Source organism: Actinocatenispora comari (assembly GCF_017312725.1).
Classification (GTDB): domain Bacteria; phylum Actinomycetota; class Actinomycetes; order Mycobacteriales; family Micromonosporaceae; genus Actinocatenispora; species Actinocatenispora comari.
Window position 1 is genome coordinate 29,943 of record NZ_BOPO01000025.1, and the last position, 19,748, is coordinate 49,690.

The window sequence follows — 19,748 nt, forward strand, 5'->3', positions numbered from 1 at the left end:
CCCGACCGCCCGTGCGACCTGTCAGGTGCCCCTCCTTGCGATGAACCGTGACTGAACTCGACGATGCAGCGATGCCGCCCGGACCCGACGGCGGCGATCCCACCGACCGCACCCAGGTCCGGCGCGGCCGGCGCCGGGGCGACGCCGACGAGGCGGCGGCGGACGCCGAGTCGTTCGCCGGTTGGCTGCCGGAGGAGCGCGCCGACGCCGCCGCCCGGCCGGCGGGCAGGGCCAGCGTCACCGGCACCGCGAAGGCGGAGGTGCGGCGGATCGTGCCGCCGCCACGGGGCGAGCGCCCCGAGGACGACTCCGATCACGAGGGCACCCGGCAGCACGACGACGAGCGACAGCGCAACTACCCCAAGCGATCTCACGACGACGCGGAGCGAGCGCCCGGCGCCACGGCACGGTCCGGTCGGGCCAGCGTGCCGGGCATCGCCACCGCCCGGGTGCCGGCGGGCGAGTCCCGTCCGGTGGAGCCGGACGACACGATGGACATCGCCCGCGCCGACGCCGACCCGCGGCACGGCGGCGATCCGGTCGACAGCACCGCACCGGTGTCGCCGGGCGCGGTCGTCGGTACCGCGGTGGTCGCCGACGGGTTCCGGGGCACCAACCGGGCGCTGACCCAGCTGGCCTGGTTGGGTTCGGCGCTGCTCACCGCGGTGATCACGATCTTCCGGGTGGACCGTCCCGGACTGTGGGCGGACGAGCTCGCCACCTGGGGCATGACCACCGTGTCGGCGCACGAGCTGTGGCCGCTGCTGCGCTCCACCGACATGGTCAACGGCGCCTACTACCTGCTGATGTGGGGTTGGACGCACCTGCTCGGCAGCTCGGATCTGGCGCTGCGACTGCCATCCGTGATCGCGATGACGGTGTCCGCCGCGTTGGTGGCCGCGCTCGGCTCGCGGTTCGGCGGCCCGCGTGGCGGCCTGCTCGCCGGGCTGCTGTTCGCGGTGGTGCCGTCGGTCTCCCGGTACGCCCAGGAGGCGCGGGTCTACGCGCTGGTGGTGCTGTTCGCGGCGCTGTCCACGCTGCTGCTGGCGCGGGCGCTGGACCGGCCGCGCTTCACCCGCTTCCTGCCGTACGTGCTGGTCGTCGCCCTGCTCGGAGCGCTCAACCCGATCTCGATGCTGTTGCTGCTGGCGCACGGCGTGCTGGTGCTGGCGCAACACCGCCGCGCGTTCGGCGGTTGGTTCGCCGCGGCGATCGTCGGCGCGTTGCCGGCGGTCGCGGTGCTGGTGCTGTCCGCCGGGCAGCGTCACCAGATCAGCTGGATCCCGCAGTCGCGCCTCACCGACCTGGCCGCGCTGCCGTACAACCTGTTCGGCGCGACGGCGATCGGCGGCGCGCTGCTGGTGCTCGCCGCCCTCTCGGTGTCGTACCGGCATCCCGCGCTGGTCTACAGCGCGTGGGCGCTGTTGCCCGCGGCGACGCTGTTCACGGTCGGCCACTTCACCGCACTGTGGCAGCCGCGCTACGTGCTGTTCACGGTGCCGGCCTGGGTGCTGCTCGCGGCCGGCACCCTGGACCGGATCCCGTTGGTACGCGGGCTGCTCGTGGTCGCCGCGGTCGGCCTGGTGTCGCTGCCGGCGCAGATCACCCTCCGCGGTGAGGCCGGGCACGACCAGGACACCCACAAGCTGGCGAACATCATCGCGAACAACGAGCAGCCCGGCGACGGCATCGTCTACGGCACCGACGATCCGGGCGGCGGCTGGGTGGGCCGCGACACCGTCGCGCACTACCTGAGCCCGGGCTCGCGGCCGAAGGACCTGATGGTCACCCAGCCACAGCGCACCCACGGCAAGGTCCTCGCGATCGAGTGCAAGGACGCGGCGAAGTGCCTGCCGGACACGGTGAACCGGGTGTGGGTGGTGCGGCTCGGCTCGGTGTCCGATCCGCTCCGCAATCTCGGCGGCAACAAGGAGGAGGCGCTGCGTACGGCGTTCCAGACGAGCAAGACGTGGCATCCGGCCGGCCTGACGCTGGCCCTGCTGACGCGCAAGCCGTCCTGACGCCGGAGGCATCGTGCTCGCGTTCCTGTTGCAGATCTCGGAGTGGCTGCACTCCGGCCACGTCTACCCGTTCGCCGTGTTCATGGCGGTCATCTGGCTGTTGTGGCTGACCAAGGCGATCCTGGCCCGTCAGTACCGGCCGTGGCAGGCCGACTGGCGCACCACCACCTCGGTGGTCATCCCCGTGGTCGACGAGGAGGAAGAGCTGTTCGTGTCGGTGCTGGAACGCATCGTGGTGCAGCATCCGACCGAGATCATCGTGGTCATCAACGGTCCGCGCAACGAGACGCTGGAAAAGGTGTGCGAACGCGTCGGAGTAGTGTGGACCTGGACCAAAACCCCCGGAAAACGCAATGCGGTCGACATCGGGGTGAGCATGGCCCGGGGGGAGATCGTGGTGCTCGTCGACTCGGACACCATGTGGACCCGGGACACGTTGCGTGAGTTGGTGAAGCCGTTCCGCGACCCCGAGGTCGGCGGGGTCAGCACCCGGCAGCGCATCCTCAACCCGGAGCGCGGCATGCTCACCCGCTGGGCCGACTGGCTGGAGAACATCCGCAACGAGTACTCGATGCCGGCGATGAGCGTGCTCGGCACCGTCGGCTGCCTGCCCGGCCGCACCATCGCGTTTCGTACCAAGATCCTGCGCGACAACATGGAGCGGTTCCGCACCGAGCCGTTCCTCGGCGTGTTCATCGAGGTCTCCGACGACCGCACGCTGACCAACTACACCCTGATGGACGGCTACAAGACGGTGGTGCAGTCCACCTCGCTGGTCTACACCGACGCGCCGACGAAGCTCACGAAGCTGGTCAAGCAGCAGTTCCGGTGGGCCCGCGGCTCGCAGTACAACACGCTGCGGATGCTCGGCTGGATGCTGCGCAACGCGCCGGTGCTGGCGCTGTTCTACGTCGCCGACATCGTGGTGCCGTTCATCCTGATCGGCTCGTACGTGTCGTGGATCGTGGCGCTGCTCGCCGGCAACAGATCCGAGCTGTACGGGCGGCTGCCGCTGCCGGAGTCCGGCCTGCTGGCGCTGTTCTCGCTGCTGGTGTTCAGCGCGATGATGACGATCATGGGGCTGGGCATCCGGTTCGGCCGGCACTTCGCGTACCGGCCGAACGACATGGCCTACCTGCCGATCTTCATGCTGATCAACACGTTCGTGCTGATGCCGGTGCGGGTCGTCGGCTTCTTCCGGCTGGCGCACAACGCGTCCTGGGGCACCCGCTCCGGCGGCTTCGCCGGCAAGAGCGGCCGCAACCCGCAGGCGCTGATTCCCTATCTGCTGGGCGGTTTGCTGCTCGCCGCTACGGTGGTGAGCAGTGTCTAGGCATCGACTCATCTCGCGGCGCAGCTACCGGATCTGGATGGGCGTCAACGCCGTCCTGCTGTTGCTGTTCTCCGGCGGCGTGCTCTACTTCACCGTCGGCGACGGCTTTCGCAGCACCCAGGCCGAGGCCCGCTCGATGCAGACGCCGGATCCGACCGAGAGCGCGAAGCTCGCCGCGAAGATCCCCACCAAGCAGCAGGTCATGAACCCGCACGGCATCTACTTCGGGCTGTCCACGCCGCAGGCGCCGTGGTCGGACAGCGAGATCGACGGCATCTCCGCCAAGGCGGGGATGCGCCCCGACCTCCTGGAGTACTTCGTCAACTGGACCGAGGACTTCCGCGCCCAGGCCGTCGTCCAGGCGTACCGGCAGGGCACCGTCCCGGCGATCACCTGGGAGCCGTGGTCCGGCCTGCAGAACGGCACCAGCCAGCCCGCCTACGCGCTGGCACGGATCATCGACGGAAAGTACGACGGCTACATCACCCGGTTCGCCTCCGCGGTGCGCGACCAGAAGTGGCCGATCGTGCTGCGGTTCGGGCACGAGATGAACGGCGACTGGTACCCGTGGTCGGAGAGCAAGTCCGGCAACCAGCACGGCGAGTACGTGCGGGCCTGGCGACATGTGCACGACCTCTTCGACCAGGTCGGCGCGGACAACGTGATCTGGGTGTGGAGCCCGAACATCACCCGCCCGGTGCCCAGCGTGGCGCTCAAGCCGCTGTACCCGGGCGACAAGTACGTCGACTGGGTCGGCATGGTCGGCTACGCCGCCGACGAGCAGACCACCGCCACGCAGACCTTCCAGGACACGATCCAGCAGTTCCGCACGTTCACCCACAAGCGGATCCTGATCACCGAGACCGGTGCCGGCCCCGGCAAGAACCAGTCGACCTGGACCACCAGCCTGTTCAACTGGTTGAAGAGCCGCACCGACATCGTCGGCTTCGTCTGGTTCGAGTACGACCACGAGGCCACCGGCACCAAGGACTGGCGGTTCACCGTCAACCAGGACACGCTGGACGCCTTCCGGTCCGGCATCACGAAGATCCGGGTCGCGCGCCCGATCGAGCGCTGACGGGACGCCACGTGGACACGACGGACCCGGACACCCCGCCGCGGCCCCCGGCCGGTACGGCCGCCCCCGCCGGTGCGGCCGGCACACCGGCGGCCGGCGCGCCGCTGCGGCGGCGCACGCTGCTCGCCGGCGGTGTCGCCGGGCTCGCCTCGGCCGGGCTGGTGACCGGCTGCGACAGCGACCGTCCGACCGGCAAGAGCGGCCCGCCGCCGCCGTCGATGGTCGACGACGTCGATCCGCTGATCGGCACCGCCACGCCGGGCAACACGTACCCGGGCGCGCACCTGCCGTTCGGGTTCGTCGCGGCGAGCCCGGACACCGACAACCCGTCCAGTGCCGGGTACACGCCGACCGATCCGATCGTCGGGTTCTCCCAGACGCACGTGTCCGGCACCGGCGGCGACAGCCGGTACGGCAACTTCCGGGTCACCCCGATCACCGGCCGGGTGCGCCTGGACGGGCTCGGCTCCGGCCGGTCCGGCGAGCACGCGGAGCCCGGGTACTACAAGGTGCTGCTGACCTACCCGAAGGTGCTCACCGAGCTGACCGCGACCCGCCGCTGCGCGGTGCACCGGTACACGTTCCCGGACGACAAGGGTGGGCACCTGATCATCGACGCCAGTTCGGTGATCATGACGGGCGGCGCGCAGCAGCCCAAGCACACCCGGCTCGCGGTGGTGGGCAACAACTCGATCGAGGGCTCGGTCACCGTCACCGGCGGCTGGGGCGACCGGGGCGGGCAGTACACGCTGCACTTCGCCGCGCAGCTGGACCAGCACTTCGCGGACGTGGCGACGTTCGTCGACGGCGCGCTCGACCACGGGTTCCGGGAGGTGACGGGCGGGGCCAAGCAGCGGGTCGGCGCGGTCCTGTCGGTGCGGAGCTCACTGCGCCGCGCGGTGCAGCTGCGCATCGCCGTCTCGTTCGTGTCCGTCGCGCAGGCACGGTCCACACTGGACAAGGAGCTTGGGTTCCGGTCGTTCGACGCGGTCCGCGCGGACGCGAAGGCCGCCTGGCGGGACGCGATGAGCCGGGCGGTGGTCTCCGGCGGTACCGCCGAGCAGCGCACCGTGTTCGCCACCGCGCTGTACCACTGCCAGCTGATGCCGCACGACGTGACCGGCGAGAACGTCTGGTGGCAGGGCAGGACGCCGCACTACGAGGACTTCTACACGCTCTGGGACACCCACCGGGCGGTGCACCCGCTGCTGACGCTGATCCAGCCGAAGCGGCAGGCCCAGATGGTCAACTCGCTGATCGAGACCTACCAGTACACCGGGTGGCTGCCGGACGCCCGGATCGCCGGGGTCAACTCCTACATCCAGGGCGGTACCTCCGGCGACGTGGTGATCGCCGACGCGGTGGTGAAGAAGCTGCCCGGTATCGACGTCAAGACCGGCTACCGGGCGATCCGCAAGGACGGCGAGCAGAACTCGCCGAAGCCGCAGATCGAGGGCCGCGAGCTGGACGACTACCTGCGGCTGGGCTACCTCGCCATCGACCAGCAGCGGCCGGACGACCCGCACGGCAGCCGGGTCGGCTCGCGCACCCTGGAGTACGCGTACGAGGACTTCTGCATCGGGCGGGTGGCCGAGCACGTCGGCGACGACGCGGTCGCCGCGAAGTACCAGCAGCGTGCGAAGAACTGGGCGAAGCTGTGGGACTCGACCACCGGCGTGATCCGGCCCCGCTACTCCGACGGCCGGTTCCTGTCGCCGTTCGACCCGAACGACGCGTCCACGCCGTACTTCTACGAGGGCAGCGCGTTCCAGTACACGACGATGGTGCCGCACGACGTGCCGGGGCTGATCGACCGGTTCGGCGGCGACAAGAAGTTCGTCGCGTTCCTCGACCGGTTGTTCAGCCGCGACCGCTTCGACGCGTCCAACGAACCGGACCTGCTCGCGCCCTACCTGTACCTGCACGCCGGCCGACCGGACCGCACCGCGGACCTGACCCGGCAGCTGCTCGCCACCGGCTACCACGCCGCACCGGACGGCCTGCCCGGCAACGACGACGCCGGCGCGATGTCCGCCTGGTACGTGTGGACCGCGCTCGGGCTCTACCCCAACCCCGGCCAGGACTGGTACTACCTGACCAGCCCGCTGTTCGAGCACGCGGTGCTGCGGCTGGCCGACGACCGGACGCTCACCATCACCGCGCCCGGCGCCTCGGACACCAACCGGTACGTGCAGTCGGTGCAGTTGGGCGGCAAGCCGGTGCCCGGCCCGTGGCTGCGGCACCGCGACCTGCTGCGCGGCGGCGAGCTGAGGTTCCGGCTCGGGTCGAAGCCGTCCGGTTGGGGCGTCGGCAACCGCCCGCCCAAGCCCTGACCTGTTGCCGTCCCGCGCGCGACGGCGACAGGTCAGCGCAGCCCCACGATGCGGTAGGTGCCGGCGCCGGTGGCCGCGGCGCCCGTGCCGGCGACCCACGCGCCCGGCGCGGCGATCAGGAACCAGACCTGGTCGATCGACCCGCCGTAGCGTTGGAACGGCCCGCCCAGGTCGATCGGCACGCTGCGGCCCCGGCCGGAGAACTCCCGTACGTGCACGGTCTGCGTGCCGCGCGCGTCGAACGAGTCGTCGACCGTGGTGCAGCCGACGGCGCCGGCCGCCACCACCCCGCGGGAGCCGACGTAGCACGATCCGGGCGAGTCGGCCCGCCGCGTGCCGCCCTGCGCGTCGTGCACCACCACCGCACCGTGCACCAGCTCGTACCAGGCGCCGCCCGGCAGCGGATTCTGGTGGTACGGCACGGATCGGCCGGTGCGCGGATCGAACCCGACCTGGTGCGTGCTGCCGTCGCCGGCGCTGATCTGGGCGCCGTAGGTCGAGCCGTCCGGCGCGATCCGCCCGATCACCGTCGGCGCGGCCGAGCCCGGCGGGATCGCCACCCGGCGCTGCCACAGCGGCCTCGGGCCGGTGCCGTACGCGACGAACCGGATCGAGTCCTCGACGCCGTGCGGGCGGCAGCCGACGGCGAGGATCACCACGTGCGCGGCCGTGTCGCGGGACAGGAAGTCGCGGACCACGCAGTGCTCCGGCGTGCGGTAGCGCCACACCGGCCGGGCGTCGCGTACCGACCAGGCCCGGATCTGCGCCCGCGGCTCCAGCAGGTCGTCGGCCGACAGCCAGACGTCGTCGGTCATCGGCACGCTGTAGGAGAACAGCGGGGTGTCGCCGTCCTCGGTGAACCGCACCCGACCGGTGTCGGCGTCCAGGAACACCAGCTGGGTCCGCCCGTACTCGCCGGCCTTCCACTGCAGCAGCACGGTCGCCCCGTCCGGGCTCGCCGTCACGGAGGTGGCGACCGCACCGCGGCGGCGGTGCAGCCAGCGGATCCGGCCGGTACGCCCGTCGACGCCGGCGACCCCGTCGTCGAGCCGTACCGCGACGCCGGCTCCGGCGGCCACGACCTCGTGCACCCGGGTGGGCATCGCCCGCGACCAGGCCACCCGCGACACCGTCGCCGGTACCGCCGGGGTCGGTGCCGGGTCGGCCACGACCGACGTCGCCCCGACGCCCGGCGCCAGCGCGCCGGCGACCGCGGCGGTGCCCGCCACGACCAGGGTGACCGCCGCCCCGACGCCGACCAGCACCCGCCACCGACGCCTGCCGCCACCGCCACCAGGTCCGGCATCGCCCGCCGGTCCAGCGCCGTCGCCCGAACCAGCCTCGCCGGTGGGGCCTGCGCCGTCGCCGCGGCCAGCGCTCTCCCCCAGACCAGCACCGTCGCTCCGGCCAGCACCATCGCTCCCGCCAGCACCATCGCTCCGGCCAGCACCGTCGCTCCGGCCAGCACCGTCGCTCCGATCAGCGCCCTGCCGGGGGCCGGCGTCGCTCCCGCCGGCTGCCTGCCGGGGGCCGGCGTCGTCGCTCCGGTCGGCGGCGCCACTCGGGCCGGCGCCGGCATGCCGGCGTTCGCCGTCGCTCCGGCTGCTGGCGGCACGGCGGGCCGCGAGCAGCACCAGCGCCACCCCGACCAGGACGGCGACGGCCGCGACCGCCGCGATCGTGGTCGCCCGGCCGGGGAAGCCCTTGCCCGCCTCGGTACGCAGGCCGAGCACCGCGCAGACGCCGGTCGCCACGGCCAGCACCGCGACGGTGACGGGCGCGAGGTACTGGCCGCCCGGCTCGGGCCGCCACGACCGGCGCCGCCGCCAGGCGGCGACCGGCCAGACCAGCGCGGCGACGGCGAGCAGCACCCCGAGCGCCCGCAGCCAGTGCTGCGCGGTACTCGTTCCGGCGAGCCCGGCCGGCAGCAGCCAGCCGGCGACCAGCACGACCGCCGTACCGGCACCGACCGCGGCACTGCCGCCCGCCCACCGAGCCGACCGGTCACCGGTACCGCCTGCCGCGACGCCGGCTGACTCCGCCGCGACTCCGCCGTACCCGTCCCCGGCGGCTCCGGCGATCCCGCCGCCGGCCCCACCGGTACCGACGCCGGCTCCGGCCGCCCCGTCACCAGCCCGCCCCGAGCCGACGGTGCGGCCGGCACCGTTCCCCGCGGTCCCGGCCGCACCGTCGGCCGTACCGGCACCGGTGTCGGACCCGGCTCCGGTCACGGCGGTCTCGGCGTCGGCGTCGGCCGGGGTGGCCGCCGCGGCGTCGTTGCGGCGGTCCGGTCCGTCGGGCATCGCGCCAGCCTCCTCGCTCGGTACGGGGCAGAGCGTGCCACAGCGCGGCAACCGGCTCGCGGGTGTCACGCGACGGCTCGCGGCGCGTCCGGGTGCCGGTCGGCCTCACCCGCCGGCGGCGACGATCCGGTCGACCACGGCCGCCACCGCGCCGGCCGCGTCGACCGCGGTGGCGACCCGGGCGGGGCCGGGACCCGCGGCGAAGGTGCTGACCCCGCTCTCACCGTCGACCGACACCGCGCCGGACGCGTACCCGAACAGGTCGGGCACGAGCATCGTCAGCACGGTGAGCGGATCGTGCGGGACGTTGCCCCGCTCGCCGCGGAACCGCCACCACTGCTCGATCTCGCTCCGCAGCGCGGCGCCGAGCGCCCCGGCGCCGGCGATCCGGTCGACTGCGGCGGGGCCCAACCGTACCGTGGTCGTCACGTCCAGCCCGGTCGTCGTGGACCGGATGCCGGCCGCGTAGACGAGGCTGGCAGCGGTCGCGTCGGAGCGGAAGTTGTGCTCTGCCCCGGGCCCGCCGGCGCCGCCCGGGACCGACCGGTCGGCCGATGGGGCCGGGTCGAACCGGCCGCCCATCACGTACAGGTGCCGCAGGGCACCGGCGAACCGTTCGTCCGCGCGGATCGCGGCCGCGACGTTGGTCAGCGGCCCGATCGCGACCAGGTCGATCGCGCCGGGCGCGGCGAGCACGGTGTCGACCAGGTATCCGACGCCGTCGTCGCCGGTGATCGGCTCGTCCGCGAGGTCGTCGAACGAACCGCCCTCGTGCCCGGCCCACCACACCTCCCGGCCGGACAGCGGTCGGCGCCGCCCGGCCACGGCGGTGATCTCCCGGCCGGCGAGCCGGGCCAGCCGGGCCGCGAGGCGGGCCCGCAGCGCGGTGTCGCCGTACACGGTGGTCACGCCGACCAGCTCGACCTCGGGCGAGCCGAGCAGCACGCCGAGCGCCAGCGCGTCGTCGACGTCGGAGCCGAGGTCGGTGTCCAGGATGACGCGGTGGGTCATGTCGTGTCCCCGATCGACGAAGGTCGCGGCGGGTGTGCTGGGCGGACGAGCCTACCGCCGTGCCCCGGGCGAGAGCCGGTCACCGGCCGATCGGACGGACCGGCTCCCGCCGCGCGGCTCGGCCCGCCACCTGGCAGGCCGACGCGAGCGCCCAAAGACCACCCACCCGGGCGGACCAGCGCAACCGGCGGGTGGACCAGCGCGGACCGGCCCGGTGGGCGGCGGAGCGGGGCGGGGCGGCCGACACGAGGCGATCGCGACCGCCTCACGCCGGGCGAGGCGACAGCGCGCCGGGCGGTCGACACCGAGCGATGCGGCCGTGGGTGACCCGGAGCAGGCGTCAGCGAGCCGGGCGGCGCAGGTGGCCGGTGGGCGTGCCGACGGTACCGGCGTGGTCCGAGTCGACGCCCGCGATCCAGCCGGTGACCTGGCGCGCGACGTCCTGCGCGGTCAGGCCGAGCGCGGCGAGGATCTCGTTGCGGGTGCCGTGCTGGTGGAACCCGACCGGGACGGCGATGTCGCGCACCGGCACCGCCACCTCGGCGTCGGACAGGGCCTGCACGACCGCGGTGCCGAAGCCGCCGGCGCGTACCCCGTCCTCGACCGTGACGACCAGCCGGTGCTCGGCGGCCAGCTCGACGACGTGCGACGGCACCGGGCGGACCCAGCGCGGGTCGACGACGGTGACCCCGTAGCCCTGGCCGGCGAGCCGCTCGGCGACCTCCATCGCCAGGTGGGCGAACGAGCCGACCGCGACCAGCAGCACGTCGGCGCGGGCGTCGCGGCGCAGTACGTCGACCGCGCCGATGCCATCGCCGAGGCGTTCGACGGCGGGCAGCTCGGCCGGCAGCGAACCGGTCGGGAACCGCACCACGGTCGGGCCGTCGTCGACGGCGACCGCCTCCCGGAACTCCTCCGCCACCCGGGCGCCGTCCCGCGGCGCGGCGAGCCGCAGGCCGGGCACCACGCCGAGGATCGAGGTGTCCCAGATGCCGTAGTGGCTGGGGCCGTCCGGGCCGGTGATGCCGGACCGGTCCAGCACGAACGTGACCGGCAGCTCGTGCAGCGCGACGTCGAGCAGCACCTGGTCGAACGCCCGGTTGAGGAACGTCGCGTACAGCGCGACCACCGGGTGCATGCCGCCCAACGCGAGGCCGGCGGCGGAGGTCACCGCGTGCTGCTCGGCGATGCCGACGTCGAACACCCGGTCCGGGTACACCTCGCGCAGCTTCTCGATGCCGGTCGGTCCGGCCATCGCGGCGGTGATGCCGACGATGTCGTCCCGCTCGCCGGCGACCTTGACCAGTTCCTCGGCGAACGCGCTGGTCCACTTCGCGCTCGGCTTCGCCAGCGGCTTGCCGGTCTCCGGGTCGAACGCGCCGGGGCCGTGCAGCCGGTCGGCGGCGTCGGTCTCGGCCGGCTGGTACCCGCGGCCCTTCTGGGTCATCGCGTGCACGATGACCGGCCCGCCGAACCGCTTCGCCTTCACCAGCGCGCTCTCCAGCGCGAGGATGTCGTGCCCGTCCACCGGCCCGACGTACTTGAGGCCCAGGTCCTCGAACATCGCCTGCGGCGCGAGCACGTCCTTGAGGCCCTTCTTCACCGCGTGCAGCACCTCGTACGCGGGCGGACCGACCAGCGGGGTGCGGCTCAGCGACTCCTTCACCCGCTCCAGCACCCGCTCGTACCCGGGGCTCAGGCGCAGCGAGGCGAGGTGGCTCGCGAGCCCGCCGATGGTCGGCGAGTAGGACCTGCCGTTGTCGTTGACGACGATCACCAGCGGGCGGTCCGAGGCGGCGATGTTGTTCAGCGCCTCCCAGCACATGCCGCCGGTCAGCGCGCCGTCGCCGACCACGGCGACCACGTGCCGCCGCTCCCCCTTCAACGCGTACGCCTTGGCCAGGCCGTCGGCGTAGGACAGGGCGGTGGAGGCGTGCGAGTTCTCGATGGTGTCGTGCTCGCTCTCCGCCCGGCACGGGTAGCCGGACAGCCCGTCGCGCTGCCGCAACGAGTCGAAGCCCGACTGGCGGCCGGTGAGCATCTTGTGCACGTACGCCTGGTGCCCGGTGTCGAACAGGATCCGGTCGTCGGGCGAGTCGAACACCCGGTGCAGCGCCAGGGTCAGTTCCACCACACCGAGGTTCGGGCCGAGGTGACCGCCGGTCTTCGCCACCTTGGTGACGAGGAAGTCGCGGATCTGGCTCGCCAGCTCGGGCAGCCGGTCGGCCGGCACGCGGCGCAGGTCGGCGGGGGATTGCACGGAGCCGAGCAGGCCGTCAGGCGATGTCATGGGCACGAAGTCTAGACCTGCGCGCCGGGTCACACCGGCGAGCGAGACGAGGACCCCCCGACATTCGCGCAGTCATTCCCCCAGTCCTTCACAACTCCCACACAAACGCCGGACCGGCACCCAACGCGGTCGAGCGCGGACACACCGTTCCGACCGCCGTGCCGGTGCCCGATCGCGCGACGGGCCGGACGGACCGGTCAGACCAGGCGCAACCGGGCCGGCATCTCGGCCGGCGGCGGGAGCCGCAGCGCAGCGGTACCGGGGGTGATCGAGCCGAGGACCGCCGGCCGGTCGGCGCCGGTCACGCTGGGCAGCGCGCCGGGCAGGCCGTGCCAGGTCAGCCAGCCGAGCAGGGCGAACGCGTACGCCTCCTTCGCGTCGGGGTCGATCCCGTACGCGTCGATCGAGACCAGCCGGCAGCCGGCCAGCGCGGCGATCCGGTCGGTCAGCACCGGGTTGCGCAGCCCGCCGCCGGCCGCGACGACCTCGGCGATGCGGTGCGCCCGCAGCTGGTCGGCCACGGTACGGGCGGTCAGCTCGGTCAGCGTGGCGACGACGTCCTCGCCGCGTTCGTCCCCGGTCAGGAAGCCGTCCAGGTAGCCGGGGTGGAACAGCTCCTTGCCGGTCGACTTCGGCGCCGGCGCCGCGTAGTACGGCTCGGCCAGCAGCGCGGCGAGCAGCTCCGGCAGCACCGTACCGGCGGCGGCGTGGTGGCCGGCCGCGTCGTACGGCTCGCCGAAGAACCGCTCGCACGCCACGTCGATCAGCGCGTTCGCCGGCCCCGTGTCGTAGCCGAGTACGCCCGCACCGGACGCCGCCGACCGCCCGGCGTCGGGGAGGACGGTGATGTTGGCGATGCCGCCGAGGTTGAGCGCGGCCCGCCGCGGCCCGCCGGCGTCCGGGGTGAGCAGCAGCGCGTCGAACATCGGTACCAGCGGGGCACCCTGGCCGCCCGCGGCGAGGTCGGCGGACCGGACGTCCGAGACCACCGGCAGGCCGGTCGCCGCGGCGAGCCAGGCCGGCTCGCCGAGCTGCAGGGTGCCGAGCGCGCGGCCCTGCTCGACCCAGTGGTACACGGTCTGGCCGTGCGAGCAGACCAGGTCGGCCCGGCCCCCGCACAGCTCGGTGACGGCGCGCCGGGCCGCGGCGGCGTACGCGTGACCGAGCCGAGTGGTCAGCCGGCAGACCGCCTCGACGGTGGTCGGCGCCGGCGGCAGGATCGCCCCGATCGCCGCCCGCAGGTCCTCGTCGTACCCGACACCGAGCGCGCCGAGCGGTCGCAGCAGCAGCGTGTCCCCGGCCCGCTCGAACTCGGCGGCGGCCAGGTCGATCGCGTCGTACGAGGTGCCCGACATCAGGCCGACCACCCGGGTGGTGGCCGGTCGCGCTCCCCCGGTGGCCGGGTCGGCGGTGGTCGTGTCGTTGGTCATACCTGCTCCCGGGCGGCGGTGAGGATGCGGTCCCAGTACGGGTTGAGGTCGAGCAGCCGGGTGCCGGTCGCGTGCACCCGGTTGGTCATCAGCAGCACGACGCGCCGCGCGTCCGGCAGCACACCGAACCGGATGCCGGTGAAGCCGCTGTGCCCGATCGCGTCGTGCTCCGGCCAGCGCCAGAACCCGAGCCCCTGGCCGGCGTCCGGCCCGGCGGCGGCGAAGCGCTGTACGGTCTCGGGGCGCCACGGGCCGTCGGCGGCGAGCAGCGCCCGGCCGAACGCGACGAGGTCGTCGGCGCCGCCGAACAGCCCGGCGTGCCCGGCCACCCCGCCGAAGCCGTGCCAGGCGTTCCCGTCGTGCACCTCGCCGACGATGGTGTACTCCCGCCAGCGGTCGAACGCCGAGGGCGCGATGCCCGTCGGGTACGGCTGGTCGGTGGCGAGCATCCGCCGCTCGTACCAGTCGCCGTGGCCGGTCGCGACCAGCGGCACGGCCGGGCCGTCGCCGCCCGGACGGTAGTGCGCGCCGGTCATCCCGGCCGGTTCGAACACCAGCCGGCGCACCGCGTCGTCCAGCGGCCGGCCGGCGGCCCGGGCCACGATCAGGCCGAGCAGCATGAACCCGAGGTCGGAGTAGTGCCGCTCGGCGTCCCGCGGGTACCGGGCGGGCAGGGCCGCGATGGTCGCGGCCGGGTCGGTGGGTCCGGTGCTCGACGCCACGATCTCCGGTGACGCCGCGTACACCGGCCACCACTCGGCGAGGCCGGCGCGGTGCCGCAGCAGGTCGCGTACCCGGATCTCGGCCGGCAGCGCCGGCAGCCAGTCGCGGGCCGGCCCGTCCACGTCGACGGCGCCGGACTCGGCCAGCGACATCAGCGCGGCGGTGGTACCGGCGAGCTTGCTGACCGAGGCGAGGTCGAACACCGAGTCCGGCGTCAGCGGTGCCGGATCGTCGAGCCGTACCAGCGGGCGTCGGGGCGGTTCCGCGTCGTCCGCGGGCACCCGCCGGTCGGCCGGTTCGCGACGGACGGGCGCGGGACGGTCGCCGGGTGACGCCGCCGCAGACACGGTCGGTGACGGTTCCTCGGCGGGAAGCCAGCCCGAACCGGGCGCCATCCGGTATGTCTGGCGGTGCCCGGCGACCAGTTCGGCGACGGTGCCGCGGTGATCGGCGACGCGCAGCAACACCCCTGGTACGCCGGCTGCGGTCAGGTCGGCGACGATGTCGTCGAGGTTCTCGGCCATCCCCGGACTGTAAATAACCTTCGACGACAAGCACACACCCGGTACCCCTTGACTAGGCACTTCGCGATGAGGTTACTCTCTGTCGATCCCGACTCCGAGTACGGAGGACCACCCGTGACAAGGATTCCCGCCCGCCGATGGGGCGTTGCCACCGCGATCCTGGCACTGGGTGCCGGCGCGGTCGCGTGCAGCCCGAGCCCGAGCTCCGACACCAAGTCCGGCAGCAAGGCCGAGCTGGTCGTCGCCCGTACCGCGGACGTCGACGTGCTCGACCCGGCCCGCGCCACCGCGTTCTCGACCACCCAGACCCTCGCGCTGGTGTACGACCAGCTGGTCGACACCGACGCCAGCGGGAAGCTGGTGCCCGGGCTCGCCACCAAGTGGACGGTCGCACCGGACGGCAAGTCCGTCACCTTCGCGCTGCGCACCGGGGTGAAGTTCCACCACGGGCAGGCGTTCACCTCGGCCGACGCCAAGGCCACCCTGGACCGCATCCGCGACCCGAAGACCGCCTCGGTCGACGCGTCGTACCTGGCGAACGTCACGGCGGTGGACGCGCCGGACGCGCACACCCTCAAGCTGACGCTCAAGCAGCCGGACGCCTCGCTGCTGACCGCGCTGTCCTACACCGGTACCTCGATCCTGTCCGCCGCCGACATCAAGGCCGGCACGGTGGACAAGAAGCCGGACGGCACCGGCCCGTACACCTGGAAGACCTGGAAGCAGGGCCAGCAGCTGGACCTCGCCGCCAACAAGGACTACTGGGGCGGCGCGCCCAAGAACGCCGGCGTGCAGTTCCGGGTGATCCCGGACGAGGCGTCGATCGTGTCCGGGATGAAGGCCGGCAGCTTCAGTCTGGGCATCGTCAGCGATCCGGCGCTGACCAAGCAGCTGACCACGAGCAACCGGATGAAGCTCGTCGCCAACCCGACGCTGGACTACCACGTCCTGCAGCTCAACGGCCGCCGCGGCCCGCTCAAGAACCAGGCGGTACGGCAGGCGATCGGGTGTGCGGTCAACCGCAAGGACGCGATCGACACCGTCTACTTCGGACAGGCCAAGCAGACCGGCCCGATCGTCAGCCCGGCCTACTCCTACGACCCGCTGGAAGGGCTCGGCTGCACCGACGGCGACACCGCCGCGGCCAAGAAGATGCTGGCCAAGGCCGGGTACGCCAAGGGGTTCCACCTCAAGACGATCGTGATGACCGGGCAGTACTCGACCTCGACGAACCTGGCGCAGGTGCTGCAGGCGCAGTTGAAGAAGGTCAACATCACGCTGGACCTGGACCGGCAGCAGACCAACGTGTACGTGCCGAACTGGTCGAAGGCGAACTTCGACGCCGCGGTGGCGCTCAACGGCGGCAGCACCGACCCGTACCTGCAGTACAACCGGTACTTCACCACCGACGGCAGCCTGAAGGTGCCGGCCGGGCTGGCCGACAAGAAGCTGGACTCGTTGCTGCGCAAGGGAAACGAGACCACCGACGAGGCGACCCGCAAGCAGGTGTTCGGCGAGCTGTCCACGCAGCTCAACACCGACTCGCCGTGGGTGTGGCTGTTCCGCAACCAGACCTACTACCTGCAGGCGAACAACCTGACCGGGTTCACCGCGACGCCGTCGGACTCGCTGGAGAACCTGCGCGTCGCCGGCCTGAAGTGACATGAGTGACCGTCGGCATCGGCGTTCGGGCCGCATCGACGTTGCGGCGAAGGAGGAACGTCGATGAGCCTGCGTTACCTGGCCGGGCGGGTGGCCGGCATGGCCGGCACCCTGCTCGGCGTCGCGGTGGTGGTGTTCGTCGTGCTGCGGGCGCTGCCCGGCGACACCATCACCGCGAAGCTCGGTACCCAGGCGGCGACGCTCACCGCCGAGCAGCGCGCCGCGCTGCGGCACTTCTACGGGCTGGACGCCTCCCCGGTCACCCAGTTCTTCCGCTGGTTCGGCGGGCTGCTGCGCGGTGACCTCGGCGTCTCGATAGACACCGGGGTACCGGTCACGCACCTGATCGGCGACGCGCTGCCGGTCACCGTGGAACTCGCGGTACTGGCGATGGTGATCGCGGTGCCGATCGGCGTGCTGTTCGGGATGCTCGCCGCGAGCCGCCCCGGCGGCGCCCGGGACTTCTCCGTCCAGGGCGTCGGGCTGCTCGGGCTGGCGCTGCCGGAGTTCGTGGTGGCGACGGTGACCGTGGCGTGGCTCGCCTCGGCGTTCGCGTACTCGCCGAGCGCCGGCACCTACGTCTCGCTCGGCGACTCGTTCTCCGGCAACCTGCGCCAGATGCTCTACCCCGCACTGGTACTCGCGGTCGGGTTGGCGGCCACGGTGATGCGCACCACCCGGTCGGCCTACCTGGAGGCGGCCGGCTCGGACTTCGTGCGTACCGCCCGGGGCAAGGGGCTGACCGAGGCACGGGTGCGGTTCCGGCACATCCTGCACAACGCCGGCATCCCGATCGTGACGATGGTCGGCATCCAGTTCGGCTACCTGCTGGGCGGCACGCTGATCGTCGAGCAGGTCTTCGCCCTGCCCGGGCTGGGCCGGCTGCTGCTGGACGGCATCCTGCACCAGGACTACGCGATCGTGCAGGGCGTCACGCTGCTGGTGGCCGCCGCGTTCGTGGTCGTCAACTTCGCCGTGGACCTCGTGTACCGGCTGCTCGACCCGAGGACCCGGTCGGAGGGGAGGCGGGCATGACGCAGGAGATGCCACCGGCGGCCGCGGCGGTCGTCCCGGCCGCGCCGCGTACCGCCGGCCAGCCGTCACTGCCGCGCCGCATCCTCGCCGACCGCAACGGCCTGATCGGCGTGGTACTGATCGGCGCGCTGGCCCTGATCGCGCTCGCCTCGCTGGTGCACCTGGGACAGGATCCGCTCGCACAGCACCAGTCCGGCCAGCTCGCCGGGCCGTCCGGGGCGCACTGGCTCGGTACCGACCAGTTCGGCCGGGACATCGCCGCCCGGGTCGCCGCCGGCATCTTCGCCTCGCTGCGGGTCGCGCTCGTCTCGGTGGCGCTCGCCACCGTGATCGGCGGGCTGCTCGGGGTGCTCTCCGGCTTCGCCGGCGGCATCCTGGACGCCGTGGTCGGCCGGCTGACCGACGTCCTGTTCGCGTTCCCGGCGACCCTGCTGGCGCTGGCGCTGGTCGCGGCGCTCGGGCACGGCTGGTTCAACACCGCGGTGGCGATCGCCGTGGTGTACACGCCGATCTTCGTCCGGGTGGCCCGCGGGCCGGTGCTGACCGTCCGCGAGTCCGAGTACGTCCGGGCCGGCCGGGTGCTCGGCTTCTCCCGCTCCCGGCTGCTGTTCCGGCACGTGCTGCCGAACGTCTCCGCACCCATCGCGGTACAGGTGGCGCTCGCGCTGTCCTGGGCGATCCTGACCGAGGCCGGCCTGTCCTTCCTCGGCCTCGGCACCCAGCCGCCCAACCCGTCGCTGGGCCTGATGGTCGCCGACAGCCGGAACTTCTTCCCGGACGCCTGGTGGACGCTGCTGTTCCCGGCGCTGGCCGTGGTGGTCGCGGTGGTCGGGCTCAACCTGATCGGCGACGGCCTGCGCAACGCCCTGGACCCGAGGACGGTACGCCGATGAGCGAGCGTCAGCGAGCGAACCAGGGGCACTGCGCGTGGTGCCTCATCGGGCTTCCGACGAAGGAGGAAGGCCGATGAGCGTGTTGGAGATCGTCGACCTGCACGCGGTCGTGGCGACCGACGGCGGCGAGCTGCCGGTGGTACGGGGCATCTCGCTGTCCATCGACGCCGGCGAGATCGTCGGGCTGGTCGGCGAGTCCGGCAGCGGCAAGAGCTTCACCGCGCTGTCGGTACTCGGGCTGCTGCCCGACGGCGCCCGGGTGTCCGGTGGCCGGATCCTCGTCGACGGCGAGGATCTGCTGTCGCTGCGGGCGGCCGAGCGGCGGACCCGGCGCGGCGGCACGGTCGCGATGATCTACCAGGATCCGATGACCGCGCTGAACCCGCTGATGACGGTCGGCGCGCAGATCGCCGAGGGTCTGCGGGCGCACGGTGTCGACGGCGCCGAGGCGAAGAAGCGCACCCTGGCGGCGATCGAGGAGGTCGGGCTGCCCCGTCCGGAGCGGATCGCGCGCAGCTACCCGCACCGGCTCTCCGGCGGGCAGCGGCAGCGGGTCGTGATCGCGAGCGCGCTCGCCCTGCGCCCCAAGGTGCTCATCGCCGACGAGCCGACCACCGCGCTGGACGTGACCATCCAGCAGCAGATCCTCGCGCTGGTCGACGAGCTGCGGGTGGCGCACGACCTCGCCGTACTGTGGATCACGCACGATCTCGGTGTGGTGGCACGGATCGCGAACCGGGTCGCGGTGATGTACGCCGGGCGCATCGCCGAGGCGGCGCCCACCAGGAGCCTGTTCGCCGCGCCGCAGCACCCGTACTCGGCTGCGCTGCTCGCGTCGATCCCGTCGCCGACCGACACGGTACGCGGGCCGCTGCCGCAGATCGGTGGCGCGCCACCGGATCTGACCGCGCTGCCGCCGGGCTGCCCGTTCGAACCTCGCTGCGCGCAGCGCGAGCCCGGGTGCGCGGCGACCGAACCCGACCCGGTCCACCGCGGCGACGCCGACACCGCCTGCTTCGTACCCCGAGAGCGCTGGACCACCGCGGAGGAGGCGGGATGACCGACGACGCGATCCCTCCCGCAGAGGAGGCGGAATGACCGACGACGCGATC

13 protein-coding genes are annotated in these 19,748 nt (G+C 73.0%); 8 read left to right on the top strand and 5 right to left on the bottom strand.

What is annotated here, in order from left to right:
• Positions 1–71: 71 nt before the first annotated feature.
• The 4 genes from NUM_RS09260 to NUM_RS09275 are packed head-to-tail and all read left to right on the top strand — an operon-like array spanning position 72 to position 6,765.
• Positions 72–2,021 (top strand): glycosyltransferase family 39 protein, encoded by a 1,950-nt coding sequence (locus NUM_RS09260; RefSeq protein WP_207124392.1) that lies wholly within the window; start codon positions 72–74, stop codon positions 2,019–2,021.
• Positions 2,022–2,034: 13 nt separating this feature from the next.
• The gene (locus tag NUM_RS09265; protein WP_207124393.1) at positions 2,035–3,354 is read left to right on the top strand and encodes a glycosyltransferase family 2 protein; all 1,320 of its coding nucleotides are present in this window, start codon (positions 2,035–2,037) and stop codon (positions 3,352–3,354) included.
• A complete protein-coding gene (locus tag NUM_RS09270) occupies positions 3,347–4,432 on the top strand; it encodes a glycoside hydrolase family 26 protein (RefSeq protein ID WP_207124394.1) in 1,086 nt (361 codons plus the stop codon). The genes NUM_RS09265 and NUM_RS09270 overlap by 8 nt, the downstream gene beginning before the upstream one ends.
• An 11-nt stretch (positions 4,433–4,443) precedes the next feature.
• Positions 4,444–6,765, top strand: a complete 2,322-nt coding sequence (locus NUM_RS09275) for a GH92 family glycosyl hydrolase (RefSeq protein ID WP_207124395.1) — start codon at positions 4,444–4,446, stop codon at positions 6,763–6,765.
• A gap of 32 nt (positions 6,766–6,797) precedes the next feature.
• Here NUM_RS09275 and NUM_RS09280 read toward each other — a convergent pair whose 3' ends face one another.
• The 5 genes from NUM_RS09280 to NUM_RS09300 form a co-directional block, all read right to left on the bottom strand.
• On the bottom strand, positions 6,798–9,068 hold the full coding sequence (locus NUM_RS09280) for a hypothetical protein (RefSeq protein ID WP_207124396.1): 2,271 nt from the start codon (positions 9,066–9,068) through the stop codon (positions 6,798–6,800).
• Between the two features lie 105 nt (positions 9,069–9,173).
• Positions 9,174–10,079 carry a nucleoside hydrolase gene (locus NUM_RS09285; RefSeq protein WP_207124397.1) on the bottom strand — a complete coding sequence of 302 codons (906 nt, stop codon included), beginning with the start codon at positions 10,077–10,079 and terminating at the stop codon, positions 9,174–9,176.
• 340 nt (positions 10,080–10,419) lie between these two features.
• Positions 10,420–12,369 carry a 1-deoxy-D-xylulose-5-phosphate synthase gene (gene dxs, locus NUM_RS09290; protein ID WP_207124398.1) on the bottom strand — a complete coding sequence of 650 codons (1,950 nt, stop codon included), beginning with the start codon at positions 12,367–12,369 and terminating at the stop codon, positions 10,420–10,422.
• Between the two features lie 197 nt (positions 12,370–12,566).
• Positions 12,567–13,799, bottom strand: a complete 1,233-nt coding sequence (locus tag NUM_RS09295; RefSeq protein WP_207124399.1) for an anhydro-N-acetylmuramic acid kinase — start codon at positions 13,797–13,799, stop codon at positions 12,567–12,569.
• Positions 13,796–15,046, bottom strand: coding sequence for a serine hydrolase domain-containing protein (locus NUM_RS09300; protein ID WP_207124400.1), 1,251 nt, complete (start codon positions 15,044–15,046; stop codon positions 13,796–13,798). The genes NUM_RS09295 and NUM_RS09300 overlap by 4 nt, the downstream gene beginning before the upstream one ends.
• A gap of 114 nt (positions 15,047–15,160) precedes the next feature.
• Between NUM_RS09300 and NUM_RS09305 the strand changes: the two genes are divergently transcribed.
• The 4 genes from NUM_RS09305 to NUM_RS09320 all read left to right on the top strand — a co-directional run bounded on the left by NUM_RS09305 (position 15,161) and on the right by NUM_RS09320 (position 19,696).
• Positions 15,161–16,708: an ABC transporter substrate-binding protein gene (locus NUM_RS09305; protein ID WP_207124401.1), complete on the top strand. Its 1,548-nt coding sequence runs from the start codon at positions 15,161–15,163 to the stop codon at positions 16,706–16,708.
• Positions 16,709–16,771: 63 nt separating this feature from the next.
• A complete protein-coding gene (locus NUM_RS09310) occupies positions 16,772–17,743 on the top strand; it encodes an ABC transporter permease (protein ID WP_207124402.1) in 972 nt (323 codons plus the stop codon).
• Complete coding sequence (locus NUM_RS09315) at positions 17,740–18,636, top strand: ABC transporter permease (RefSeq protein ID WP_207124403.1); 897 nt, start codon at positions 17,740–17,742, stop codon at positions 18,634–18,636. Before NUM_RS09310 ends, NUM_RS09315 begins: the two co-directional genes overlap by 4 nt.
• A gap of 73 nt (positions 18,637–18,709) precedes the next feature.
• Positions 18,710–19,696, top strand: a complete 987-nt coding sequence (locus tag NUM_RS09320) for an ABC transporter ATP-binding protein (protein ID WP_207124404.1) — start codon at positions 18,710–18,712, stop codon at positions 19,694–19,696.
• The last annotated feature ends 52 nt before the right edge of the window (positions 19,697–19,748 follow it).